We start from the raw sequence: 24952 nt of genomic DNA, 5'->3' as shown, positions 1-24952 counted from the left end.
CGAAAATGGCTAAAATCCATGAGTTAGCGACTGTTTTAGCCGATCAGATCGCAGCCGGCGAAGTTGTTGAAAGGCCAGCCTCAGTGGTCAAAGAGTTGGTCGAAAATGCGATCGATGCTAACAGTACGCAGATCGATATTTATGTTAAAGAAGCAGGTATCAAAGAAGTTACTGTGATCGATAATGGTGAAGGGATCGCTGCTGAAGATGTCCCACTGGCATTTTTTAGGCATGCGACAAGTAAGATCAAGGATCGCCAAGACCTTTTTCAGGTAAATACGTTAGGCTTTCGGGGCGAAGCATTACCAAGTATTGCCTCAGTGGCCGACGTTTGTTTGGAGACTGCACTTCAGACTGAAACGCAGGGGACATTTTATCACGTGCGTGGCGGCGAAGTTACGGCTCATAAGCCAGCAGCCATGCGCCAAGGTACAAAGATCACGGTAACTGATCTATTTTATAATACACCTGCCCGTTTAAAGTACCTCAGTTCGCTTCAGACCGAGCTAGCAGCGATCAGTGATATCGTCAACCGTTTGGCTTTAAGTCATGGTGAGATCGCTTTTGCACTATATAATAATGGTAAGCGGATCTTGCAAACGGCAGGAAATGGGAAATTGATCCAAACGGTAAGTGCGATCTACGGGATCCAAAATGCCCGACAGATGGTGGCCTTTTCGGGCGAAGACCTAGATTTTAAGGTCCAAGGTTACGTGTCGTTACCTAAATTGACGCGTGCATCCCGAAATTATATCAGTTTACTGATCAATGGCCGGTACATCAAAAATAAGCAATTGCTAAAAGCAGTTTTACAAGGCTATGGCTCAAAGTTGATGGTCGGACGCTATCCCATTGGAGTTATCGATATCCACTTGGATCCTTTGTTAGTTGATGTCAATGTGCATCCGACCAAACAAGAGGTCAGGATCAGCAAAGAAGAGCAGTTAGCAAATTTGATCGAACAAACGATCTACGCGCGTTTAGCTAAAGAAAATCTGATCCCGAGTGCCTTAGAAAATCTCGGCTCAAAACCTAAAACTAAACGTGAACCTAAAGCCGAACAGTTGGATTTTACCTTAGCTGAAACTAGTGATAGTTATGAAGTAAAGCCAAAGCCAAAGCGTTCAACGGCTGAAATAACCCAGGTTTTAATGGGGAGCTCTTTAGCACAGACTCAAGAAACTACGCCTAAGCCTGCTAAAGCACAAGATGTGGCGCTAACTAAGCCAGTGATCATTGAAGATAAGCGCCAACTGGATTCTGACGAACTCAAAGCGTGGGATGAAAAGTATCGAGCAAAAGTGCAAGCCAAGCCAATAAATACCGCTGAGTTAGAAGTTGAACATGCTGATGATCAGAGTAGTCAAACGCCGGTAAAAGAAAAATTTCCTGGGTTAACTTATATCGGACAACTCCATGGAACTTATTTATTGGCGCAAGCAGCAGATGGCTTATACTTAGTTGACCAGCATGCTGCCCAAGAGCGGTGTAAATATGAATACTACCGTGAAGCGATCGGTGAAGTTTCCAAAGCTCAGCAGGAGTTGTTAGTGCCGATCATCTTATCTTATCCGACGACAGATACGCTAAAGATCAGTGAAAATCGCGCTAAATTAGCCGAGTTAGGGATCGAACTAGAAGAGTTTGGACAAAACACTTTTATCGTAAGGCGTCACCCGACATGGTTCATCAAGGGACAAGAAGAAGACACGATCAGAGAAATGATCGAATGGTTTTTAGAAGATCATAAATTGACAGTTGCAAAATTTCGCGAAAAAACAGCGATCATGATGAGCTGTAAACGATCGATCAAGGCCAATCACCATTTAGATGATTTCCAAGCTAAGGCTTTATTGGAACAGCTGGCTAAATGTAATAATCCATTCAATTGTCCGCATGGTAGACCAACTTTAGTGCATTTTAGAAATTCAGAGCTTGAGCGGATGTTCAAACGGATCCAAGATCCCCACCAAGGAAAACAGACAGAATTGTAAAAAAGTTCGGTCAAGGTGCTGTTTCTGTGGTAACATTAAAAGGCATGTAGAAAAAGAACAGGTGAAAATTTATGTATGAATATATCATTGGGACGATAGTTAAAGTTACTCCGCGTTATATCGTAGTCGAGCGTGATCAAATGGGGTATTTAGTCTTTGTGGCTAATCCATTTCGCTATCAAGTCGATCTTGAGCGCCAGCAAAAGATCTATTTGCACCAAGCTGTTCGTGAGACTGAGATCATGCTTTACGGTTTTGTCGACGAAGCTGAAAAGCAACTTTTCTTGAAGTTATTGAATGTTTCAGGGATCGGGCCGAAAAGTGCGCTAGCGATCTTAGCTAGTGAAGACCACAGCGGTTTGATCAATGCGATCGAACAAGAAGATGATGGTTATCTGACTAATTTCCCTGGTATTGGTAAGAAAACGGCTAAGCAGATCATTTTAGACTTGAAGGGCAAGTTAAATGATCTAGACCAGACTAAGTTCGTCGGCCAACAAGGGATCGAGTTGACCACGACTGAGCAACCATATTTACAAGAGGCGATCGAAGCCTTGACCGCATTAGGGTATACGAAAAATGAGATCAAGCGCGTTGCTAAGAAGTTGGAAAATTACACTGGCGATTCGACCGATGCTTATTTGCGGCAAGGTTTACGCTTGATCATGAAAAAATAAGTAGAAGGGACTGATTTGGATGGAAGATGAGCGTCTGATCTCAAATGCGGCTTTTGATCAAAATGATGAGCAAACAGAATTGAGTCTACGTCCGCAAAAATTAGCGCAATATATCGGCCAAGAAAAGATCAAGCAAAAAGTGGCGATCTATATCGAAGCTGCCAAAAGTCGCCAAGAGTCACTCGATCATGTCTTGCTCTATGGGCCACCTGGTTTAGGTAAGACGACATTAGCGACGATCATTGCTAATGAATTGGAAGTTAAGATCAAGACGACGACAGGGCCTGCTATTGAGCGACCAGGTGATCTAGTGGCGTTATTAAATGAGCTTGAACCAGGCGATGTGTTATTTATCGATGAGATCCATCGGATGCCAAAGAGTATTGAAGAGATGCTTTATTCGGCGATGGAAGATTTTTATATCGATATCATCGTTGGCCAAGATGCGACCGCTCATCCAGTCAGATTCCCGTTGCCACCATTTACTTTGATCGGAGCTACGACTAAGGCTGGCATGTTGTCGGCCCCTTTGCGCGCGCGTTTTGGGATCGTCGAGCATATGAACTACTACACTGATGCTGAACTAGCGCAGATCGTTACCCGGTCTGCAAGTGTTTTTTCAACTGCGATCAGTGAGCAAGGCGCCTTGGAGATCTCGCGCCGTTCGCGGGGGACTCCGCGGGTGGCTAACCGCTTATTAAAGCGTGTGCGTGATTTTGCACAAGTAGCGGCCAAAGATCAGATCGACCTTGAGATCGTGAAATTTGCTTTGGAAATGCTACATGTTGATGATCGGGGCTTAGATGAGACCGATCATAAAGTTTTAAGAACAATGATCGAATTATACGGCGGTGGGCCAGTGGGCTTGAACACTTTAGCTGCCAATATCGGTGAAGATACGGAAACGATCGCCGATATGATCGAACCTTATCTCTTACAGATCGGGTTTATCAAACGAACTGCTCGGGGGCGTGTGGTGACCCCGTTGGCGTATGAGCATTTACACCTACCACATAACAAAAATTAAAGAGGATGATTTTTTTGACAGAAGAACATTTAACGACCGAAGATTTTGATTATGATCTACCCGAAGAATTGATCGCACAAACACCGTTAGAGCATCGCGACCAATCACGGATGTTAGTTTTAGATTCTAAAACAGGAGAATATCAAGATGACTATTTTTACAATGTGATCGACCGCTTAAACCCTGGTGATGCTTTAGTCATGAACGATTCACGCGTTTTACCAGCTCGGATCTATGGCGTCAAACCAGATACTGGTGGACATTTAGAAGTGCTACTTTTAAATAATATCAAAGGTGATCAATGGGAGACCTTGGTCAAACCAGCTAAACGGGCTAAAGTTGGTACTAAGATCAGCTTTGGCAACGGTGAATTAACGGCCGTTGTCAAAGAAGAACTTGAACATGGAGGTCGCATCGTTGAATTTGAATACGACGGTATCTTTCTAGAAGTCTTAGAAAGCTTGGGTGAAATGCCATTACCACCATACATCAAGGAAAAATTAGACGATCCTGAAATGTATCAAACAGTTTATTCTAAAGAAGTCGGTTCGGCAGCTGCTCCTACAGCTGGGCTCCACTTTACGGAAGAATTACTGGCTAAGATCGAAGCTAAAGGTGTCAAATTAGTCTATCTGACACTACATGTTGGTTTAGGAACTTTTAGACCAGTCAGTGTGGACAACATTGAAGAGCACAAGATGCACAGTGAATTTTACCGTTTGTCAGAAGAAGCAGCAGAAACATTAAATGAAGTTCGCAAAAATGGTGGTCGGATCGTAGCTACGGGTACGACTTCGATCCGGACGCTAGAAACGATCGGAAGCAAGTTTAACGGTGAGATCAAGGCTGATAGCGGTTGGACCGACATCTTTATCAAGCCAGGTTACGAATGGAAAGTGGTCAATGCCTTTATCACTAATTTCCATTTACCAAAATCAACCCTAGTAATGTTAGTTTCAGCCTTTACAGGGCGTGAAAATATTTTGAATGCTTATCGCCACGCAGTTGAAGAAAAGTATCGCTTCTTTAGCTTTGGTGATGCAATGTTTATTTATTAAAACAAGTATGAGTTCCCTAGAAAGATGAAATGTGGGGGATAAGATAAACAAGAATCAAGAAAGGAAGTATATAATTCTTTCTAAATGGCATAATGTATATGCTATTCCACATTTTTATAGCACGAATAGATGACTGAACCAGCAATTAAATATCGTTTGATCAAAAAAGAAAAACATACTGGCGCACGTTTAGGTGAGATCATCACCCCACATGGAACATTCCCAACACCGATGTTCATGCCAGTTGGGACCCAAGCGACCGTAAAAGCTATGTCACCAGAGGAACTAAAAGCCATGGGGGCTGGGATCATTTTATCCAACACCTATCACTTATGGTTACGTCCTGGTGAAGATCTAGTCAAAGAAGCCGGTGGTCTGCATAAATTTATGAACTGGGATCAAGGTATCTTGACTGATTCCGGTGGCTTTCAGGTCTTTTCACTAGCTGATATGCGTAATATTACAGAAGAAGGCGTCCATTTCAAGAGCCACTTGAATGGGGCACCGCTTTTCTTGTCACCGGAAAAGGCGATCCAGATCGAAAATGCTTTGGGCTCGGATATCATGATGAGTTTTGATGAATGCCCACCGTTTTACGAAAGTTATGATTACATCAAAAAATCAGTTGAACGGACAAGTCGTTGGGCCGAACGTGGCTTAAAAGCACACCAAAATCCTGAAAAGCAAGCATTATTCGGGATCGTTCAAGGGGGCGGGCACGAAGACCTACGTAAGTTAAGCGCCCGTGACCTCGTTTCGTTAGATTTCCCAGGTTATTCGATCGGGGGACTATCAGTTGGTGAATCTAAAGCCGAGATGAATCGCGTCTTAGACTTTACGACACCGTTACTTCCTGAAGACAAACCACGTTACTTGATGGGTGTCGGTTCCCCAGATGCTTTGATCGATGGGGTCTTACGTGGGGTCGATATGTTTGATTGCGTCTTGCCAACACGGATCGCACGCAATGGTACATGTATGACATCACATGGACGTTTAGTCGTTAAAAATGCTAAATATGCGCGTGACTTCTCACCGATCGATGATAACTGTGATTGCTACACTTGCCGCAATTACACACGCGCTTATGTGCGTCACTTGTTCAAAGCTGATGAGACCTTTGGCTTGCGTTTGACGAGTTATCATAACTTGTATTTCTTGCTCAATTTGATGAAGCAAGTTCGCCAAGCGATCATGGATGATAATCTGCTCGAATTTAAAGAACATTTCTTTGAAGAGTACGGTTTGAATGTTAAAAATCCAAAAAACTTTTAGTTCTTAAGGCAATTACGCTAGTTTTTAACAGATTTTTTTGATACAGTTATAAAGAACACATATACTAAGGAGGCAAATATTGTGAATTCTTCAATTTCAACAATTGTAATGTTTGTTGTTTTGATCGGTTTGATGTATTTTATGATGATCAGACCACAAAAGAAGCAACAACAACAACATCAAGAAATGATGAACGCATTGAAACCAGGCGATGAGATCGTAACTATCGGTGGTTTACATGGGGTCGTAAGTGAAGTAAATGCAGATAAAAACATCGTAACGATCGATTGCGATGGGGTTTACCTTGACTTTACTCGTTCAGCTATCGCACGCGTTTTAAAGAAAGCGGCTGAAACAACGACAACAGCCACAACGACTGAAGCCAAAAATGACTCAGTTGTGGCAGATGAAACAAAAGAAGATAAATAATTTTGGGGGATGTCTGTGTGACATCCTTTTTTAGTAGACTTTACTTGCGAGTTTTAGTAAAACGGAGTATTATGAAACAAACTAAATTGATGCCTGAGCATCAGCGGGGAGGAATTTTAAATGAGAAAATTAGGTGTTATCGGAATTGGTAATGTTGGTGTAACTGTGGCTTATACGATCGTTTCTCAAGGGATCGCTGATGAACTTGTGATGATCGATGCCAATGATAAAAAAGTCTTGGCTGAAAAGTTGGACTTTGAAGATGCAATGCCACGGATGCCATATCACACCGAGATCAAGATCCAAGATTATGCTGATCTAAAGGATGCCGATGTTGTGATCACTGCCTTTGGTGATATTCAAGCCAGTGTCAGAACCGGTAATCGTTTTGCCGAATTTGAGATCAACAGCAAAAATGCGGTCGAAGTAGGGCGTAAGTTAAAAGAAGCTGGTTTTAATGGGGTCTTGATCAATATTTCCAACCCATGTGATGCGATCACGACGATCTTGCAACAAGAGACTGGTTTACCCCGCAACCGTGTCTTTGGAACGGGGACTTTCTTGGATACCGCGCGGATGCAACATGTAGTGGGTGACTACTTGCATCAAGACAGTCGTAATATCGATGGCTATGTTCTAGGTGAACATGGTAATTCCCAATTCAACGCTTGGTCAACGGTTCGGGCTAATAATAAGCCGATCACGGAGATCTTGAGTCAAGCTGAGATCGAAGCTTTGGATAGTAAACCATCTGAAGGGGCTTGGACCGTGGCAAGCGGTAAGGGTTATACTTCTTATGCGATCGCAACTTGCGGGGTGCGTTTAGCGCAAGCAGTCATGTCTAACGCTAAATTGTTTGCTCCGGCTTCAGTATATGTTGAATCTCTAGGGACATACATCGGTTATCCAGCGATCATCGGAGCTGATGGGGTCGAAGAAGTAGTTGAGCTCAAGTTGAATGCTAAAGAAGAAGAACAATTGGCACGCTCAGTCCAATATATCAAAGATCACGTAGCCCAACTCGGTAAGGATTAAACCAAGCGTGTGAGAGCCTAAAGAAACGTCAGGATGCAAGTGCATTCTGGCGTTTTTTTAGTATTTGTTAGGTGTTATAGCATAAAAAAATAGGCACCTTGCCAACGCAAAGTACCTATCTAAAAATTAAACTTTTAATTTAAAGGTTCGAGTGTAAAACTAAGTTCCAGTGGTTTATCAGCTTTGAGCCAGTAAGCTTCGTGAACTGGTGCGCCCCAAGAATCATCCCCGCCGACACCCATTTGGTCAGCCATGAGACGTAACCAAGCAAAGCGCATTGGTGGTAATTCATCTTGATGGAGCGCTTCTTCAAGCATCATCGTGCTATACGGTAAAAGGCTAGCTGAAAATGCGTGTTTATCAGCGCTGATCGTTAAGCCAAGGTCTTTGTCATCCGTAAGTGCTAAGGCACGGACATCACAGTGGTTACCGGTCTCTTGTGGAACTAAATAAGGAGCGACACTATCTTTTGCAGTCGTAGTAAATGTTCCTAAGCGAGCTCCTAGTTTACGGTCGAGATAATTTTCGGCTGGACCGCGACCATAGTAAGTCATGTTGTCGTACTTAGCAGGTAACTTGAATTCAAGCCCAAATGTCGGTAAGGATGGCAAGTCGGGATGCCCTGGATATTTGGCATTGACGTTGACTTTACCTGTCCCATCGACCAAATATGTGACCTGAACAGTGACTTGCTTTGGTAATGGCAGTTCATAGGTGTAGCTTACTTCAACGGCGTGTTCTTTAGGTGTGACTTGAAGATCAACGACCTTGGCAAATTTGCCAGCACCTAACCACATTGCACGTTCAAAGCCATGACCACAGCCACGGTCATTATCAGTCATTGGACGCCAGAATAATAGTTGTGGCGTTCGCGTGATAAATTCTTGGCCACTGTATTTAAGTGAGACTAAACCACCTTTGTCTTTAGATAAGAGCACTTCGAAGTTCTTACCCGAGATCCCGATATTGACATCACCCATAGCGACTTTAGGTGTACCCTGAGCTTTAAATTTAGGTAAGGCTTGGCGGATCACTGTTTGTCCAAAGTTGATCTCAAAGCCAGCTTTAGCCCAAGCTGTATCCTTGGCTAAATGTTGTTGAACTTCATAGATGATCTCACCTGTTTCGGGTAGTGGAAGCTCAAGGTCAAAGTGCTTGCTTTCTTGCGGTAAGACGATCAATTGATAGTCTTTTTCAAAAATAACTTTGCCGTCTTGTAAGACCCGAGCAGTAAAGTAGCTATCGGCACTATTAGTGAACAAGCCATCATTAGTCAAGGTGACACCCGTTTCATCGGGTTCGATCTTAATGTCAGCGTATAGATGCTTGACTTCCTGGGCTTTAGGTGAGATCGTCCGGTCAGCAAAGACCAAGCCATCGCCACAGAATTCATAATCACTTGGGCGGTCGTTAAAATCGCCCCCATAAGCTAAGCGCGTCGTATCACCTAATTTTTGATAGATCGCTTGGTCAATGTAATCCCAAATAAAGCCACCTTGATAGTGTGGATATTTTTCGAGTTTAGTGTAGAGGTCTAAGCCACCGACTGAGTTCCCCATCGCATGCATGTATTCACATGAGATATATGGCTTTTTAGGCTCGTTTTGGAGATATTCTTCGATCTCATGTGGTTTAGCGTACATTCGACTTTCGATATCTGTAATGTAGTCAAATTCGCGGTTCCAAGTCACACCTTCGTAATGAACGACACGGGTTGGATCTTTGTGACGTAAATAATCGCCCATGGCTGCAATATCTGTTCCAGCATAAGATTCATTACCTAACGACCAGATGAGCACGCTAGGGTGGTTTTTATCACGTTCAAACATGCTGTTTGTACGATCGATACAGGTCGGTTCCCATTCTGGGAGGTTGCCAGGGATGTTCCACGATGGTTCGCAGGCACCGAGTTTTTGCCAAGAACCGTGGGATTCAAGGTTAGCTTCATCGATCAAATAGATCCCATATTCATCACATAAACGATACCAAAGCGTTTGGTTAGGGTAGTGCGATGTCCGCACGGCGTTAATGTTATGGCGCTTCATAAATTTGATATCCCATAGCATATCTTCTTTGGTGATCGCCCGGCCGAGTTTAGGATCAAATTCGTGGCGGTTGACCCCTTTAAAGAGGATACGTTTACCATTTAACAACATTAGCCCATCTTGGATCTCGAAGCGTCTAAAGCCGACTTTTTCCGGAACAAATTCGAAAACAGCTCCGTCTTTATCTTCTAAAGTCAATTCGAGTGTATATAGATTTGGAAGTTCAGCACTCCAAGGCGCTACTTGACTCAATTCTTGGCCTAAATTGATCGTTTGGGTCAAAGGTACTTTGGTCTCAAAAGCAACGCGCTTATCGGGATCTAAGAGGCGCGCATGTAAAAAGTTATCGTCAGTTTGCCCAGTTACAGTTGCTTTTAGTTCAAAAATGCCGGTCTCGTAATCATCATCTAAGTTTGCGGTAACATGGATATCAGCTAGATGAGCTTTAGGCAAAGCATACAAGAAGACATCCCGGAAGATTCCGTTCAAGCGCCAGAAATCTTGGTCTTCGATCCAGCTAGCACTGCTGTATTTAAAGACTTCAACGGCTAAGTGGTTTTGACCTTCAACTAAATATGGTGTCAGATCAAAGTCACTTGGAGTAAAGGAATCTTCACTATAGCCGATAAAGTGGCCGTTCAACCAAACATAAAAGGCAGTCGCGACCCCTTGAAATGAAATATGAACGGGCTTATCTTTTAGCGCATGATCTAATTCAAAGGTCTTGATATAAGATGCGATCTTATTTTTCTTAGGTAATTTAGGGGGCCGGAGTTCTTCGTGACCATCCCATGGATATTGGGTATTAACATATTTATGACCATCAAATCCTTGTGTTTGCAAATGACCGGGAACTTGAATGTAGTCAAAACGGCCAAAGTCAAAATCTGGTTTGATAAAATCAAGTTTTTGACTAGCGATATCAGGTTCGAGATGAACGCGCCAAGTTCCATTTAGACTTTGGTTTAGTGAATTTTTACCTGTTTTAGCACTGTAAAACTCGTGGTCGGAATGAGCGGCTAAACGATTTACGGCAAAGACAGTTGGGTCTTCAAGCCAAGATAATTTTGGTTTTGTTACATGCATCAGTAGGCTTCCTCCTTGGATAGATAGTAATTTTTAAGTTCTTGCTACATCTCTATCGTAAACGATTACATTTAGATATTCAAGTTATATTTAGTAAAAATATTACTTTTTAGGAAAAATTAAATTACTAAAATATCTGATAGGTTATGGATAGAGTGCAGTGTTAAAAGTCAAGTGATACGACTTCAAATATGAATTTAAGTAATTTTTAGTAAATAATCCTTGATTTATCTTTTGAAAGCGGTTAATATTAGAGTTGTAAAAGAAATAGTAATTATAGTTAGGAGAATTATGATGGAAACAAAAGAACGCCCTGTAAGTAAATTTACTTCACGTTTATCATATACTTTTGGCGCTTTTGGTAATGACGTATTTTATGCTGCCTTATCAAGTTATTTGATCATGTTCATTACCTCACACCTTTTTAATACAGGTGATAAAGCAACTAATAACCGTTTGATCAGTTATGTGACTTTGATCATCATGATCTTGCGGATCGTTGAGTTATTGATCGATCCTTTTATCGGAAATGCGATCGATCGAACAAAAACGCGTTGGGGACATTTTCGTCCTTGGGTCGTAGTCGGTGGGACGATCAGTTCGATCGCACTTTTGATCTTATTTACTAATATGGGGGGCTTGAATAAATCAAACCCTTGGTTATACCTCTTTATCTTTGCCGTATTGTATATCACGATGGACATCTTTTATTCCTTTAAGGATATCGGTTTTTGGTCGATGCTACCAGCGCTTTCCTTTGATTCACGGGAACGTGAAAAGATCGCAACGTTAGCTCGTATCGGTTCAACGATCGGTGGTTCTTTAGTCGGGGTCGTCGTAATGCCATTGGTGTTATTCTTCTCACTTCAAAGTAATGGTGGGACTGGTGATGATCGTGGTTGGTTCTGGTTTGCCTTTATCGTCTGTGCTACCGCCTTTCTTAGTGCGTTGGCTGTTGGTTTTGGGACCCGCGAAGTTGAAAATGATCTCCGGAAAAACGAAGAAGATACAGCTGGTATCGGCGCTGTCTTAAAGATGTTAGTCAAAAATGACCAATTGTTATGGGTAGCGATCGCTTATCTCTTCTATGGTATCGGGATCAACTTGGTAAATGCGCTTGAATTGTATTACTTCACGTATATCATGGGCTTTTCTAAAGGCTTCTCGATCCTTTCATTCATCAATATGATCGTCGGGCTTTTCTCGGTCGCTTTCTTCCCATTCTTAGCGAAGAAGTTCAGCCGTAAGCCATTATTTATCGGATGTTTAACAATGATGTTGATCGGTCTAGCAGTCTTTTCTGTTGCCGGAAGCAATTTGGCTTTAGTTTTATTTGCAGCTGAATTGTTCTTCATCCCACAACCAGTCGTCTTCTTGATCATTTTGATGATCATCACTGACTCAGTTGAATATGGTCAATGGAAATTAGGTCACCGTGATGAATCATTAGCCTTATCCGTTCGTCCGTTAGTCGATAAATTCGGTGGGGCTATCTCCAACGGTGTTGTTGGTCAGATCGCTGTTTTAGCTGGGATGACTACGGGTGCGACAGCTTCTTCTATCACAGCAAGCGATCAATTTACCTTCAAGATCATGATGTTTGCGATCCCAGCAGTCATGATGTTGATCGGGATGTTTATCTTTGCTAAGAAGATCACTTTGACCGAAGAACGTCACGCACAGATCGTGGCTGAGTTGGAAAAAACTTGGGGTGATCAATTTAGCAGTGAAAGTAGCGAAGCCGGTGTCTTGATCAAAGATGATGAATTGACAGCCATGGTACCTGTAGCTGGTAAAGTAGTAGCTTTAAATGATGTCTCTGATCCAACCTTTGCTTCGGGCAAGATGGGAGCCGGTGTTGCGATCGTTCCTAGTGATGGTAAAGTTTATGCTCCATTTGATGGGGTCATCAAGACAGTCTTTGTCACACGCCATGCGATCGGCTTAGTTTCCGACAATGGGATCCCAGCCTTGATCCACGTTGGTATCGGAACTGTTAAGATGAAAGGGACAGGTTTTGTAACTTATGTCAATGAAGGACAACATGTGACAAAAGGTGAACAGATCATGGAATTCTGGGATCCAGCGATCAAGAAGGCTGGCTTAGATGATACGGTGATGTTTACATTTGCTAACTCAGATCTCTTTGAAAAATTTGAAGTTGAAGTCAAGCCTGGGACAGAAGTAAGTCATACAGATGTCGCAGTCGAGATCGAAAAATAGTTTTACTAAAAACCTCGCTGGTAACCCGGCGAGGTTTTTTGCGGTCGATAAGTAAACTATTTTAGTTGAAAAAAGTTTAATTTTCGGCTACAATACAGGAAATTATACCAACGAAAAGAGGGCGCTTAGATGAACTATCAAGAACAAGATCCACAATTATGGGCAGCTATTGCAGCAGAAAAGAAACGCCAACAAGGAAATATCGAGTTGATCGCTTCAGAAAATATCGTTTCTGAAGGGGTCTTAGCAGCGCAAGGCAGTGTTTTGACCAACAAATACGCTGAAGGTTATCCAGGGAAACGTTATTACGGTGGTTGTGAGTACATCGACGTTGTAGAAGACTTGGCGATCGACCGTGCAAAAGAACTTTTTGGAGCTAAATATGCTAATGTTCAACCGCACTCTGGTTCACAAGCTAATGCAGCCGCATATCGTTCCTTGATCGCACCAGGTGATACGGTCTTGGGGATGGATCTTGCTAGTGGTGGTCATTTGACGCATGGATCGCCCGTCAACTTTAGTGGGCAAACATATAATTTTGTCAGCTACGGTGTTGATAAGGAGACAGAACGCTTAGATTATGATGCGATCTTAGCTTTAGCCAAAGAGGTCAAGCCTAAGTTGGTCGTAGCTGGTGCCAGTGCGTACCCACGTGAGATCGATTTTGAACGCTTTGGTCAGATCGCTAAAGACGTCGGAGCTTACCTGATGGTCGATATGGCGCATATCGCAGGCTTAGTTGCAGCGGGTAAACACCAAAATCCAGTGCCGTATGCTGATATCGTAACGACTACGACACACAAAACTTTACGCGGACCACGGGGCGGTTTGATCTTGACCAACGATGAACAATTGGCTAAGAAGATCAATAGTGCTGTTTTCCCTGGCTTACAAGGTGGTCCTTTAGAACATGTTATCGCGGGTAAAGCAGTTGCTTTTGGTGAGGCATTGCGTCCCGAATTTAATGATTACGCTGCTCAAGTTATCAAGAATGCTCAAGCGATGGCAGAAGTGTTTGCACAAAATGATAAAGCCCGACTGATCTCTGGTGGGACAGATAATCATTTGTTATTAGTTGATGTTTTAGGCTTTGGCTTGAATGGTAAAGAAGCAGAGCAATTGCTCGACAGTGTTTCTTTGACCGTCAACAAGAACTCGATCCCATTTGAAACGCTTAGTCCATTTAAGACGAGTGGGATTCGCTTAGGTACGCCAGCAATCACGAGCCGTGGCTTTGATGAAGCCGATGCTAAGCAAGTTGCTGAATTGATCTTAGCAGTCCTTGAATCAAAAGGTGAAGCCGAAGTTTTAGCTGATGTGAAAGCTAAAGTAGCTCAGTTGACAGCCACTCATCCGATCTATGAATAGAAAATAATACAAAAGACCGTAAAAACGCAACCACGTTTTTACGGTCTTTTTTGGTATGAACTAATTTAAGCTACTGTCACGCTTGATCAATTTAGTTGCCAAGGTCACCATTTCGGGTGTCTCTTGATCTTGTTCAGCTAAGGTACTGAGTAAAGTCACCGCTGAACGTCCCATTTGTTCGGTGAAGACTTTGATACTGCTGAGAGCGGGGAAAGCAAATTTAGCTAAAGATGTGTCATTAAATGAGATCAAGCTGACACGCTCGGGTACAGGAATATCATTTTCTTGTAATGCGCGTAAAGCTCCGACGGCGATCGCATCGTTAGCGATGAAGAAAGCTTGCGGTAAGTCTTCGCCTAACTCTTTGATCGCTTGATTCATCATCTGATAACCTGATTCAGGTGAGAATTTTCCGATGTAAACATAACGCGGATCGTAAAGTTTTAGATCGCTCAAATAGTTTTTAAATGATCTAAAACGGGGATCGATCAAGGAATCGGTTTGATCGGCGGTTTTTTCTTCCCCCGCTAAAAGTCCGATCTTGGTTTGGTCTTGGTTCAAAAAGTGGTCTAAAGCCATTTTAACAGCACCATCAAAATCAGAAACGACACAATTGTAGCCCAAATTCAAAGTGTTGCTATCGACAAATACTAAATTTGAGTTTAAAGCAGCAATGTCGTGGCTTTCTTGGCGACTGTATTTCCCGATCGCGATCACGCCATTAGCTTGGGTAGCTTTTTCCAAAGGATCATTATGGAAGATCCGTGTGATCTCATAACCGAGCTTGTGAGCTTGTTTTTCGATCCCCAAGCGGATCGCGTAGTAATAAAGATCGTGGACTTCTTCTTGTTCGGTGTACCATTGAATGATCGCTAAACGTTTCTCTAAAGGTCGATCTGTTATTTGCTTTTTATTTTGAGTGTGCTTGACGTAATTTAGTTCTTCAGCGATCTTAAATATCCTGTTTCGAGTATCAGGACTGACAGACATTGTTTCGTCATAGTTTAAAACGCGTGAGACTGTAGCAGCAGAAACACCTGCTTTAATTGCGATATCTTTGATCGTAGCCATATTTTCCTCCATTCATGATCGTTACGTATAAGTATATGTAATCTAGTATAGCATAAGCTTAGTAAAAAAACGCCTACAAGTTGTATATATTTTAGTAAAGGCCAGAATGAGCTTTTTTAAGAATGGGAAAAGAGACAGATTTATTTTTTACTAAATTTTAAGTAAAAAAGTTGATAAATTCCGAAATTGTCTCTATAATTATAACTGTAAATAAAACGCTTGCACAAATGAAGAGAGGTAATAAAAAATGGAAAAAACAGAATTAAAACAACGCTTTGAAGAGATCTTTGGTCGGCCCTCAGAGGCAGAATTCTTCTCACCTGGTCGGATCAATTTGATCGGTGAACATACCGATTACAATGGAGGCCATGTTTTTCCATGTGCGATCACTTTAGGGACTTATGGTGCTGCTACTAAACGTGACGATCAAACATTGCGCTTTTACTCAGAAAACTTTGCGGATGAAGGGATCATTGAAGTTCCATTAGCTGACCTACATTTTGATAAAGCCGATAAATGGACGAATTATCCTAAGGGCATGATCCATTTCTTAAAAGAAGCTGGACATAAGATCGATACTGGGATGGATGTCTATGTCAACGGTAATATCCCTAATGGTTCCGGTCTATCATCATCAGCTTCATTGGAATTGTTGATGGGTGTCATTGCCCAACATTTATTTGATCTCGACCTTGAACGCCTCGATCTAGTAAAGATCGGGATGAAGACTGAAAATGACTTCATCGGTGTAAATTCAGGGATCATGGATCAATTTGCCGTGGGTATGGGCCAAGCAAACAAAGCGATCTTGTTAGATACTAACACTTTGAAGTATGATCTTGTGCCTTTGGACCTAAAAGACAACGTGATCGTGATCATGAATACAAATAAACGCCGTGAATTAGCTGATTCTAAGTACAATGAACGTCGCAGTGAATGTGAGACTGCGTTAGAAGAGTTGAACACTAAATTAGCTGCTAAGAGCTTAGGTGCTTTGGATGAGCAAACATTTGATGAATACAGTTATTTGATCGCTGATGAAGATCGTTTGAAGCGCGCACGGCATGCAGTTTGGGAAAATCAAAGAACTTTACAAGCACGTGAAGCTTTACAAGCAGAAGATCTCGAAAAATTCGGGCGTTTAGTAAATGCCTCACACGTTTCATTGGAACACGACTATGAAGTAACGGGTAAGGAATTGGATACGCTAGCTCATACAGCTTGGCAACAACCAGGCGTTTTAGGTGCCCGGATGACAGGTGCTGGTTTTGGTGGTTGTGGGATCGCGATCGTAAATAAAGCCGATGTGGAAGCCTTTAAGGAAAATGTTGGTAAAGTTTACGAAGAAAAGATCGGCTATGCACCAGCATTCTATATTGCTGAGATCGCCGACGGAACAAAGAAATTGTAAAAAAATGGGGGCATAAGAGATGAAGGTAGATGTAGTGGCACGCTTTGTAGATGGCGTTATCGCAAATAGTGACTATACCCAAATGGATAAGCCTTACCTGTATAATCGAGTTTTAGCGCTAGTTGGTGAAGGCGAGCTTGAACAAGAAGTGGAAACGACTGACTTGATCGCGTTGAAAGATGAATTATTAACCATCGCGGCTAAAAATGGTAAAGTGGGCGAAACTCAAAATGAACGCGATAATTTAGGCGCTGAATTGATGAATTTCATCATGCCAGCACCGAGCGTTTTGAATCAACGTTTCTGGCAAACATATGAAACAGATAAACAAAAGGCGATCGCAGATTTCTATGCTTTGAGTAAACAAAATGATTATATCAAAACTAAAGCGATCGCTAAAAATATCGCCTATAGTGTGCCGACACAATATGGTGATATCGAGATCACGATCAATTTATCTAAGCCGGAAAAAGATCCTAAAGCGATCGCAGCTGCTAAAAAGATGAAACAAACAGGTTATCCTAAGTGCCAATTATGTATTGAAAATGAAGGTTATCAAGGGCGGCTCGATTATCCAGCACGGGCTAACCACCGGATCATTCGCTTTGATCTAGGTAACAAGACCTGGGGCTTTCAATATTCACCTTATGCATACTTTAATGAACATTGTATCTTTTTAGATGGCAAACATGAGCCAATGGCGATCACAAACAAGACATTTAGCCAATTATTAGCGATCGTGGACCGATTCCCAGGCTACTTTGCTGGGAGCAATGCGGATCTGCCGATCGTTGGTGGTTCGATCTTGACACATGAACACTACCAAGGTGGTAACCATGAATTTGCGATGCAAAAAGCACCGATCGAAAAAGCCTTACATTTTGCGGGCTTTGCCGATGTTGAGGCTGGGATCGTTAAATGGCCGATGTCTGTCATCAGACTACGAGCTAAAGATCAAGCTCGCCTAGTTGAACTAGCAAGTAAGATCTTGGATAAGTGGCGCACTTATTCGGATGAGAGCGTGGATGTCTTAGCCAGCTCAAATGGCGAACCACACCACACGATCACTCCGATCGCACGTAAGTCAGGTGCTGAATTTGAACTAGATCTAGTGTTACGGGATAATCAAACTTCCGCTGAATATCCAGATGGTATTTTCCATCCCCATCAAGATGTACAACACATTAAAAAAGAAAACATTGGTCTGATCGAAGTGATGGGCTTAGCGATCTTACCACCACGTCTAAAAGACGAGCTGACTGAAGTTGAAAAATACTTACTAGGAAAGCCCAACCAAATGGCCGACTACCATGCTAAGTGGGCTGAAAAGATCAAGGCTGATCATCCAGAAGTAAGTGAACAAAATGTTGATAATTTAGTCAAAGCTGAAGTCGGTAAAGTCTTTGCACGCGTTTTAGAGGATGCAGGAGTCTTTAATCGCGACCAAAAGGGGCAAGCAGCATTTGTGAGATTTGCTGAATTTGTAGGCTTAGAGGGGTAATTTAATTTAGAAAGTAGAGAGTGTATTGATGAACAAGTTGATTGAATTTGATGAAAAAAATAAAGTCTTTCATTTGCATAATGATAAGATCTCATACATTTTATCGGTAGAAGAAGGTGGCTATTTAAGTCACTTATACTTTGGGAAAAAAGTGAATGGGTATCATGGTCAGTTGCGTTATCCGCGGGTAGATCGAGGCTTTTCAGGGAATTTACCTGAGAGTCTAGACCGGACATATTCACTTGACTCGTTACTTCAAGAGTATAGTGGTGTTGGGAATTGTGATTATCGCACACCGGCTTTGGATCTACAAAATGCGGATGGTTCATTTGCAGCTCGTTTAGTCTATCAAGGCTACGAGGTCACAGCGGGTAAACCTAAACTTGAAGGCTTGCCAGCGGCCTATGCTAACGCTGATGAAGCTCAGACCCTAGCGCTCTTTCTTAAAGATGAGGTCAGTGGTGTCGAAGTTACCTTGTTATACACGATCTTCAAAGATCTAGCCATTGTAGCCCGTTCCGCTAAGGTCACTAATGCAGGTGCTGAACCGGTAGAACTCAAAAAAGTCGCTTCTATGCAACTTGATTTTATCAAACAAGATATGGATGTCATCTCCTTACCTGGAGCTCATGCTAATGAACGCCATATCCAACGTGAGGCGATCGGACAAGGTAGAAAAGTCTTTGAAAGTCGCCGAGGTGCTTCAAGTCACCAAATGAACAGTTTTATCGCGGTCTTAGAGCACAACGCCGATGAATTTTCGGGTGAAGTTTACGGCTTTAACTTAGTGTATTCCGGTAATCACAGTTTTGAGATCGAGAAAGACCAATTCGAACAAACACGTGTGGTCGCTGGGATCAACGATTATAATTTTAGCTGGCACTTAGAAGCCGGTGAAAGCTTCCAAGCACCGGAAGTTTTACTAGCTTTCTCAGCTAACGGCTTGAATGAGATGAGTCAAAATTACCATGAATTGATCAGAGAACATATCGTCCGTGGTAAATTCAAACATCAAGAACGTGAGATCCTCGTAAATAACTGGGAAGCAACGTATTTTGAATTCAATGAAGATAAGTTAAAGACGATCGTTGATGATGCTAAAGAATTAGGGATCGAAATGTTTGTCCTAGATGATGGCTGGTTTGGTCATCGAGATGATGATAATACTTCGTTAGGGGATTGGACCGTTTATGAACGTAAATTCCCTCAAGGCATCAAGCATTTTGCTGATTATGTCCACGAACAAGGCTTGAAGTTTGGACTTTGGTTCGAACCAGAGATGATCTCCATCGATTCAAAGCTCTACCAAGAGCATCCTGAATATTTGATGCAAGTTCCTGGAAGAAAGCCAAGTCCTTCGCGAAATCAATTTATCTTGGATCTAACGCAAAAGGCTGTACGTGAAAACGTAGTAGCCCAATTGAGTGCTCTATTAGATGGTGGCTTTATCGATTACATCAAGTGGGATATGAACCGTCATATCTCAGATGTTTATTCGGTGTCCTTGCCAAAACAACGCCAAGGCGAAGTCTACCACCGCTATATGCTAGGGCTTTACGAGATCTTAGAAACATTGACGACCAAATATCCAGATATCTTATGGGAAGGTTGTTCAGGTGGCGGTGGCCGTTTTGACACGGGTTATGCTTATTACATGCCACAGTCATGGACAAGTGATAATACCGATGCGATCGCACGTCAAACGATCCAATATGGTACTTCACTAGTTTATCCACCATCTGTCTTCACCGCGCATGTTTCGGCCGTGCCTAACCATCAAACTGGGCGGATCACGCCATTTGAAACTCGTGGTGCAGTAGCAATGAGTGCCGTCTTTGGTTATGAGCTCGATCTGACTCAATTGACAGCCGATGAAAAGGAAGCGGTCAAAGAACAGGTCAAGACTTATAAAGCGATCCGACCATTAGTCCAATTTGGTGATTTTATCCGCTTGAAAGATCCAGCTAAGGGTAACCAATGTGCCTGGATGTTTGTTTCCAGAGATAAAAATGAAGCTTTGGTCTTTGTCTTTGACCGCTTAGCTTCAGCACAACCAACCTTGACCTTGACTAAGTTAGCCGGTTTAGACCCAGCCAAAAATTATCAAGATCAAAAAACTAAGGCGCTCTTTAGTGGGAACGAATTGATGGAGTTAGGGTTCTATGATCCCGTTAAACGCCATGATTTCACGGCGGATATGTACCACTTTAAAGCCGTAACAGATTAATAATATCTCTTTTAAGGGCAAACTCATATGATGGAGTTTGCCTTTTTAGCTTGAAGAATAACCTTAGTATATGGTATCTTATCCGATAAACAGGCATAAGAAAGGAAGGTCGTGGATGAAAAGAAAGTTTTGGTGGCCGATATTACTATTGGTAGTCCTCATTTTTGGTGGCTGGTTGATCGTTTCACAAAGTTTACGTGATAATGCAAGCCAGCAATATGAAAAAACTAAAGTGCCAACTTTATTTTTGCACGGTTATGGCAGTAGTCATCGTGCAGAAGAGCATATGACGCAGGCAATCGTCAAGGCCGGAGTTACCCAAAATGTGATCCGGGCGACAGTGGCTAAAGATGGGACAGTCAAATTGCAAGGGGCGCTACCGCAAAGTGCATATAATCCACTAGTCGAAGTGGAATTTGAAGATAATAAAAATGCGAATTATCGTCAAAATGGGGTCTGGCTCAAAAATGTTTTGGTCAAACTCCAAAAAACGTATGGCTTTAAGAAATTTAATGCTGTTGCGCATTCGATGGGAAATCTGACTTTGGCCTACTACATGTTGGATAATGGTCAAAATAAAAAATTACCTCAATTGCAAAAGCAAGTCAATATTGCAGGGCATTATAATGGGATCATTGGTATGGATGATCAAGCCAATCAAATGCAGTTAGAAGAAGATGGTGCTCCTAAACAGATGACAGGAACTTACCAACAGCTATTGAAATTGGATGATAGTTATCCTAAAAAGCAGGTCTCGGTCCTAAATATCTATGGTGATCTAAATGACGGATCTGATTCTGATGGTCGAGTAAGCAATAATTCTTCACGATCAGAGAAATATCTTTTGCAAGAGGTTTACCGCAGTTACCAAGAGCTTGAGATCAAAGGTGAAGGCGGACAACATAGTAAGTTGCATGAAAATCGTCAAGTTGACCGAGCTATCATTAATTTTATTTGGAAAAAATAGTTTAAAAGAGATGTTTGCTGCAAAAACGAGTGGTAGGCATCTTTTTTATTATATTTTAATTAGAATTTTGGATAACAAAATAAATATCAGGAGAACAAGTTGCTAAAAAACATTTGTTATTTTTTATTGATGGATAATTTTTTTGTTAAGTATAAAGTGTGGATAAATATCAGTTCATTGGACAAAAAATGTGATCACAAGTCATTTATTTTGAAGTTATTAACTATTTTTCGGTTTTTTAGATAAATATAAATTATTTTAAATATCATTCGATATAAGAGCGGTTTTTTAGCAGTTTGACACCCAAAGCTAAATATAATAACATTCGACTATCGAATATTTTGGTATTCGAAATAAATTGAAAGAGGTGGCGTGTTTGAAAAAGTTAATGGACGCTCAAGAAGTAATGGAGTTGATCCCTAACCGCTATCCGATCTGTTATATTGATTATGTCGAAGAATTGGTTTTAGGTGAGAAGATCACCGCTGTGAAAAATGTGACGATCAATGAGTCATTTTTCCAAGGCCATTTTCCTAAAAATCCAGTCATGCCTGGGGTCTTGATCATTGAGACCCTAGCGCAAGCGGCTTCGATCATGATCTTAAAAGATCCTAACTTTTTAGGTAAGACCGCCTATTTAGGCGCAATCCATAATGCACGTTTTCGTCAAGTAGTTCGTCCAGGGGATGTCTTACAACTGGAAGTAACGATGGACAAACAAAAAGAAAACATGGGGATCGTCAAAGCTAAAGCCCTCGTTGAAGGGAAAAAGGTCTGCACGGCTGAGTTGATGTTTATCGTTGGTCAGTCTAAGGATAAAATTTAATGGTGTTAGGTACTTTTTTCTGGTATTATTTTGATAACCAAACAATATGGTAATCAAAATATTCAAGGTGAGGTAGTTATGGATAAAAGAAGTAGGTACATCAATGATGCTTTGGTCAAGATCTATAGTGATATTCTTTGGATCGAGGAAAAAGAACTTAAGAAGAGCCGTTTCAATGATTTAACGATCAAGGAGATGCATGCGATCAGTGCTATTTCAATGTATAACCATAAAACTGCTTCTGAAGTGGCTAAAGAACTCCATTTAACACCGGGTTCGTTAACTGCGACCGTTGATCGCCTCGTTAAAAAGGGTTATGTTGATCGGATCAGAAGTAGTGATGATCGCCGGGTCATTCGCTTAGGTTTGACTAAAAAGGGCCGCGTAATGTTTCGCGCACATGATGCTTTTCACCATAAAATGGTCGAAGGGTTTCTCAAGGATACGACGCCGGCTGAGTTACAAGTGGTCGAAAAAGCGATCCGAAATTTGGAGTCGTTCTTAGCCGAGCATTCTTAAATCAAAAGACGGAAGTGGCGTAATGGACGAATTGAAAATTGTTGCAAGTGCGAGTTATATACCGCCAACAGTCATCACAAATGACCAATTAGCACAAATAATGGACACTTCAGACGAATGGATCACGACGCGAACGGGGATAAAAGAGCGTCGCGTGAGTTTGAAGGCAAATACGTCAAGTCTGTGCGTCCAAGTTGCTAAAGAATTATTAAAAAAAAGTAAGATCAAGGCAGAAGAAGTCGATCTGATCATCGTGGCTACCATGTCACCTGATAGTAATACACCGGCAACTGCTGCGATCGTGCAGGGAGAAATTGAAGCTAAAAATGCATTTGCCTTTGATATCTCGGCTGCTTGCTCGGGCTTTGTCTACGGGTTAAAAGTGGCAGCTAATTTCTTAAAGGATGAACAGATCAAAAATGTTTTGTTGATCGGAGGCGAGGTCTTATCCAAGTTAGTTGATTGGACTGACCGCAAGACAGCTGTTTTATTTGGCGATGGAGCGGCAGGAGTTTTACTGACTAGTGCTGACACACAGCAGAGTTATTTATTGAGCTCTGATATCAAAACTTTTGGAGCTTCGCATGCTAAATTGACGGCTGGATGTGACCAAGTATCACCCAGCTTTCCGCCTACTGGACCACAAAGACCGACAGCTTTTGGGATGGATGGACGTGAGGTCTATAACTTTGCGACCCGTCAAGTACCTAAGTCATTGGTCCGGGCCTGTGAACAAGCGGGGCTGACGCCAGATCAAGTCGATCTATTTTTATTACATCAAGCAAATGCACGGATCATTCAAAGTGTAGCTAAGAAGATGAAGTTACCATTGGAAAAATTTCCAACTAATATCGCTAAATATGGAAATACCTCGGCGGCAAGTATTCCGCTTTTACTAGCTGAGCTAAGTGAGCAGGGCGTGCTTGAACGCGGGCAGATCATTGCCTTTAGTGGTTTTGGTGGGGGCTTGACTTTGGGGACAGTTATCATCAAGTATTAATGATTTTTGGAGGAATAAAAAATGACAAAAGAAGAAATTTTAAACAAAGTACAAGAGATCGTAAGTGAACAATTAGATGTTGATGCAGCTGATATCGTTTTGACAGCTGACATCAAAGAAGATCTTGAAGCTGATAGCTTAGATGTGTTTGAGATCATGAACGAGCTTGAAGATGAATTGGATATCCAACTTGAAGCAGATGAAAGCATCAAAACGATCCAAGATGTTGTTGACCATGTGGCTAAACAACTCGAAGCTAACGACTAAGGTCAGGTGAGCTAAATGAAAAAAGCGGTCATCTTATTTAGCGGTCAAGGAGCGCAATTTGATGGAATGGGGCTTGATTTTTATCAAGCAGATCCTGATTTTCAAGCTGGGATCGCTCGAGCCACACAGCTGACGGGGCTTCCGCTACTAAAAATCTTTCAAAACAGCCAACAAGCAAGTACGTTAGAATTACAACCCGCCTTGACTGCTTTTGCATATAATGTCTATCAGCTCTTGGCCCGTGATCTAAAGCTTGAAGTTGGCGGTGCTTTGGGCTTGTCATTGGGGGAATATCCCGCTTTGATAGCTAGTCGAGCGCTGAGTGAACAAGCTGGTCTAGAGCTAGTGAAAAAGCGAGCTCAATACATGGAAGCAGAAGTAGCTCAAAAGCCAGGGGCGATGTTAGCTGTGTTAAAGCCCGAGCTCGCTGAATTGGAGCGGTTATGTGTCAAATGCAGTACCCCAGAAGAAGGTGTTTGGATCGCAAATTACAATGCGCCCAAACAAGTTGTTGTTGGGGGACATAAGCCAGCAGTTGACAGGTTAGCTCAAGCTTTAGCTGCTGCAAATAAAAAAGTGATCGCTTTGAACGTAGCTGGGGCATTTCATACACCACTTTTTTCAACATCTGAACAGCAATTAAAACAAGCTGTCGTCCAGATCGAGTGGCAAGAACCGGGATTTACAGTCTTTAGTAATACGATCGAAGCTCCATTTACCAAGGCTAACTTAGCCCAGATCTTACCAAGACAAGTTGCTGCCCCGACCCATTTTGCGACCTGTCTATCTCAGATCGTTGCCCAAGAAAAGCCAGATGTCTTACTTGAGATCGGACCGGGTGATGCCTTGAGCAAATTTGCGCGTCAGATCGCTAAAAAAATCCCACGTTATCGGTTGGATACGTGGGAGCATTATCAAGCCACATTGGCAGAATTGAGGAATTAAA

20 protein-coding genes are annotated in these 24952 nt (G+C 42.1%); 18 read left to right on the top strand and 2 right to left on the bottom strand.

Annotation, left to right across the window (positions count from 1 at the left end; genetic code table 11):
• Nucleotides 1-5 precede the first annotated feature (5 nt).
• The 7 genes from mutL to FC30_RS00365 all read left to right on the top strand — a co-directional run bounded on the left by mutL (nucleotide 6) and on the right by FC30_RS00365 (nucleotide 7495).
• On the top strand, nucleotides 6-1994 hold the full coding sequence (mutL, locus tag FC30_RS00395) for a DNA mismatch repair endonuclease MutL (protein ID WP_010688570.1): 1989 nt from the start codon (nucleotides 6-8) through the stop codon (nucleotides 1992-1994).
• A gap of 71 nt (nucleotides 1995-2065) precedes the next feature.
• Nucleotides 2066-2671 (top strand): Holliday junction branch migration protein RuvA, encoded by a 606-nt coding sequence (ruvA, locus tag FC30_RS00390; protein WP_010688571.1) that lies wholly within the window; start codon nucleotides 2066-2068, stop codon nucleotides 2669-2671.
• Between the two features lie 19 nt (nucleotides 2672-2690).
• Nucleotides 2691-3698 carry a Holliday junction branch migration DNA helicase RuvB gene (gene ruvB, locus FC30_RS00385; protein WP_010688573.1) on the top strand — a complete coding sequence of 336 codons (1008 nt, stop codon included), beginning with the start codon at nucleotides 2691-2693 and terminating at the stop codon, nucleotides 3696-3698.
• Between the two features lie 14 nt (nucleotides 3699-3712).
• On the top strand, nucleotides 3713-4756 hold the full coding sequence (queA, locus tag FC30_RS00380; RefSeq protein ID WP_010688574.1) for a tRNA preQ1(34) S-adenosylmethionine ribosyltransferase-isomerase QueA: 1044 nt from the start codon (nucleotides 3713-3715) through the stop codon (nucleotides 4754-4756).
• Nucleotides 4757-4885: 129 nt separating this feature from the next.
• Nucleotides 4886-6031, top strand: coding sequence for a tRNA guanosine(34) transglycosylase Tgt (gene tgt / locus FC30_RS00375; RefSeq protein WP_010688575.1), 1146 nt, complete (start codon nucleotides 4886-4888; stop codon nucleotides 6029-6031).
• An 81-nt stretch (nucleotides 6032-6112) separates the two neighbouring features.
• The gene (yajC, locus tag FC30_RS00370) at nucleotides 6113-6460 is read left to right on the top strand and encodes a preprotein translocase subunit YajC (protein ID WP_010688576.1); all 348 of its coding nucleotides are present in this window, start codon (nucleotides 6113-6115) and stop codon (nucleotides 6458-6460) included.
• 120 nt (nucleotides 6461-6580) lie between these two features.
• Complete coding sequence (locus tag FC30_RS00365; RefSeq protein WP_010688577.1) at nucleotides 6581-7495, top strand: L-lactate dehydrogenase; 915 nt, start codon at nucleotides 6581-6583, stop codon at nucleotides 7493-7495.
• A gap of 134 nt (nucleotides 7496-7629) precedes the next feature.
• On the opposite strand, the gene lacZ is transcribed toward FC30_RS00365, so the two are convergent.
• Nucleotides 7630-10626 carry a beta-galactosidase, LacZ type gene (gene lacZ / locus FC30_RS00360; protein WP_010688578.1) on the bottom strand — a complete coding sequence of 999 codons (2997 nt, stop codon included), beginning with the start codon at nucleotides 10624-10626 and terminating at the stop codon, nucleotides 7630-7632.
• A gap of 294 nt (nucleotides 10627-10920) precedes the next feature.
• On the opposite strand from lacZ, the gene FC30_RS00355 reads away from it, so the two are divergent.
• Nucleotides 10921-12849 (top strand): sugar MFS transporter, encoded by a 1929-nt coding sequence (locus FC30_RS00355; protein ID WP_010688579.1) that lies wholly within the window; start codon nucleotides 10921-10923, stop codon nucleotides 12847-12849.
• A 129-nt stretch (nucleotides 12850-12978) separates the two neighbouring features.
• Nucleotides 12979-14217 (top strand): serine hydroxymethyltransferase, encoded by a 1239-nt coding sequence (gene glyA, locus FC30_RS00350; RefSeq protein ID WP_010688580.1) that lies wholly within the window; start codon nucleotides 12979-12981, stop codon nucleotides 14215-14217.
• A gap of 60 nt (nucleotides 14218-14277) precedes the next feature.
• On the opposite strand, the gene FC30_RS00345 is transcribed toward glyA, so the two are convergent.
• Nucleotides 14278-15288 carry a LacI family DNA-binding transcriptional regulator gene (locus FC30_RS00345; protein WP_010688581.1) on the bottom strand — a complete coding sequence of 337 codons (1011 nt, stop codon included), beginning with the start codon at nucleotides 15286-15288 and terminating at the stop codon, nucleotides 14278-14280.
• Between the two features lie 247 nt (nucleotides 15289-15535).
• On the opposite strand from FC30_RS00345, the gene FC30_RS00340 reads away from it, so the two are divergent.
• The 9 genes from FC30_RS00340 (at nucleotide 15536) to FC30_RS00300 (ending at nucleotide 24951) form a co-directional block, all read left to right on the top strand.
• Nucleotides 15536-16699 (top strand): galactokinase, encoded by a 1164-nt coding sequence (locus FC30_RS00340; protein WP_010688583.1) that lies wholly within the window; start codon nucleotides 15536-15538, stop codon nucleotides 16697-16699.
• A gap of 19 nt (nucleotides 16700-16718) precedes the next feature.
• The gene (galT, locus tag FC30_RS00335; RefSeq protein ID WP_056938448.1) at nucleotides 16719-18200 is read left to right on the top strand and encodes a UDP-glucose--hexose-1-phosphate uridylyltransferase; all 1482 of its coding nucleotides are present in this window, start codon (nucleotides 16719-16721) and stop codon (nucleotides 18198-18200) included.
• Between the two features lie 28 nt (nucleotides 18201-18228).
• A complete protein-coding gene (locus tag FC30_RS00330; RefSeq protein ID WP_056938447.1) occupies nucleotides 18229-20427 on the top strand; it encodes an alpha-galactosidase in 2199 nt (732 codons plus the stop codon).
• A 115-nt stretch (nucleotides 20428-20542) separates the two neighbouring features.
• Entirely contained in the window at nucleotides 20543-21394 is an 852-nt protein-coding gene (locus FC30_RS00325; RefSeq protein WP_010688587.1) for an alpha/beta hydrolase, read from the top strand.
• 388 nt (nucleotides 21395-21782) lie between these two features.
• Nucleotides 21783-22220, top strand: a complete 438-nt coding sequence (gene fabZ, locus FC30_RS00320) for a 3-hydroxyacyl-ACP dehydratase FabZ (RefSeq protein WP_033193014.1) — start codon at nucleotides 21783-21785, stop codon at nucleotides 22218-22220.
• A gap of 78 nt (nucleotides 22221-22298) precedes the next feature.
• Nucleotides 22299-22739 (top strand): MarR family winged helix-turn-helix transcriptional regulator, encoded by a 441-nt coding sequence (locus FC30_RS00315; RefSeq protein WP_010688589.1) that lies wholly within the window; start codon nucleotides 22299-22301, stop codon nucleotides 22737-22739.
• A gap of 22 nt (nucleotides 22740-22761) precedes the next feature.
• The gene (locus FC30_RS00310; RefSeq protein WP_010688590.1) at nucleotides 22762-23739 is read left to right on the top strand and encodes a beta-ketoacyl-ACP synthase III; all 978 of its coding nucleotides are present in this window, start codon (nucleotides 22762-22764) and stop codon (nucleotides 23737-23739) included.
• 21 nt (nucleotides 23740-23760) lie between these two features.
• Complete coding sequence (locus tag FC30_RS00305) at nucleotides 23761-24006, top strand: acyl carrier protein (protein ID WP_010688591.1); 246 nt, start codon at nucleotides 23761-23763, stop codon at nucleotides 24004-24006.
• Between the two features lie 15 nt (nucleotides 24007-24021).
• On the top strand, nucleotides 24022-24951 hold the full coding sequence (locus FC30_RS00300; protein WP_010688592.1) for an ACP S-malonyltransferase: 930 nt from the start codon (nucleotides 24022-24024) through the stop codon (nucleotides 24949-24951).
• The last annotated feature ends 1 nt before the right edge of the window (nucleotide 24952 follow it).

Source organism: Ligilactobacillus animalis KCTC 3501 = DSM 20602 (assembly GCF_001434535.1).
In the GTDB taxonomy this organism is placed as follows: domain Bacteria; phylum Bacillota; class Bacilli; order Lactobacillales; family Lactobacillaceae; genus Ligilactobacillus; species Ligilactobacillus animalis.
Note: the sequence above shows the minus strand (reverse complement) of the source record. Positions and strands in the feature narration are given on the sequence as shown.

Coding starts and splice junctions, on each gene's coding strand:
- mutL (WP_010688570.1), top strand. CDS start 6: ATGGCTAAAATCCATGAGTTAGCGACTGTTTTAGCCGATCAGATCGCA.
- ruvA (WP_010688571.1), top strand. CDS start 2,066: ATGTATGAATATATCATTGGGACGATAGTTAAAGTTACTCCGCGTTAT.
- ruvB (WP_010688573.1), top strand. CDS start 2,691: ATGGAAGATGAGCGTCTGATCTCAAATGCGGCTTTTGATCAAAATGAT.
- tgt (WP_010688575.1), top strand. CDS start 4,886: ATGACTGAACCAGCAATTAAATATCGTTTGATCAAAAAAGAAAAACAT.
- FC30_RS00365 (WP_010688577.1), top strand. CDS start 6,581: ATGAGAAAATTAGGTGTTATCGGAATTGGTAATGTTGGTGTAACTGTG.
- lacZ (WP_010688578.1), bottom strand. CDS start 10,626: ATGCATGTAACAAAACCAAAATTATCTTGGCTTGAAGACCCAACTGTC.
- FC30_RS00355 (WP_010688579.1), top strand. CDS start 10,921: ATGGAAACAAAAGAACGCCCTGTAAGTAAATTTACTTCACGTTTATCA.
- glyA (WP_010688580.1), top strand. CDS start 12,979: ATGAACTATCAAGAACAAGATCCACAATTATGGGCAGCTATTGCAGCA.
- FC30_RS00345 (WP_010688581.1), bottom strand. CDS start 15,288: ATGGCTACGATCAAAGATATCGCAATTAAAGCAGGTGTTTCTGCTGCT.
- FC30_RS00340 (WP_010688583.1), top strand. CDS start 15,536: ATGGAAAAAACAGAATTAAAACAACGCTTTGAAGAGATCTTTGGTCGG.
- galT (WP_056938448.1), top strand. CDS start 16,719: ATGAAGGTAGATGTAGTGGCACGCTTTGTAGATGGCGTTATCGCAAAT.
- FC30_RS00330 (WP_056938447.1), top strand. CDS start 18,229: ATGAACAAGTTGATTGAATTTGATGAAAAAAATAAAGTCTTTCATTTG.
- FC30_RS00325 (WP_010688587.1), top strand. CDS start 20,543: ATGAAAAGAAAGTTTTGGTGGCCGATATTACTATTGGTAGTCCTCATT.
- fabZ (WP_033193014.1), top strand. CDS start 21,783: ATGGACGCTCAAGAAGTAATGGAGTTGATCCCTAACCGCTATCCGATC.
- FC30_RS00315 (WP_010688589.1), top strand. CDS start 22,299: ATGGATAAAAGAAGTAGGTACATCAATGATGCTTTGGTCAAGATCTAT.
- FC30_RS00310 (WP_010688590.1), top strand. CDS start 22,762: ATGGACGAATTGAAAATTGTTGCAAGTGCGAGTTATATACCGCCAACA.
- FC30_RS00305 (WP_010688591.1), top strand. CDS start 23,761: ATGACAAAAGAAGAAATTTTAAACAAAGTACAAGAGATCGTAAGTGAA.
- FC30_RS00300 (WP_010688592.1), top strand. CDS start 24,022: ATGAAAAAAGCGGTCATCTTATTTAGCGGTCAAGGAGCGCAATTTGAT.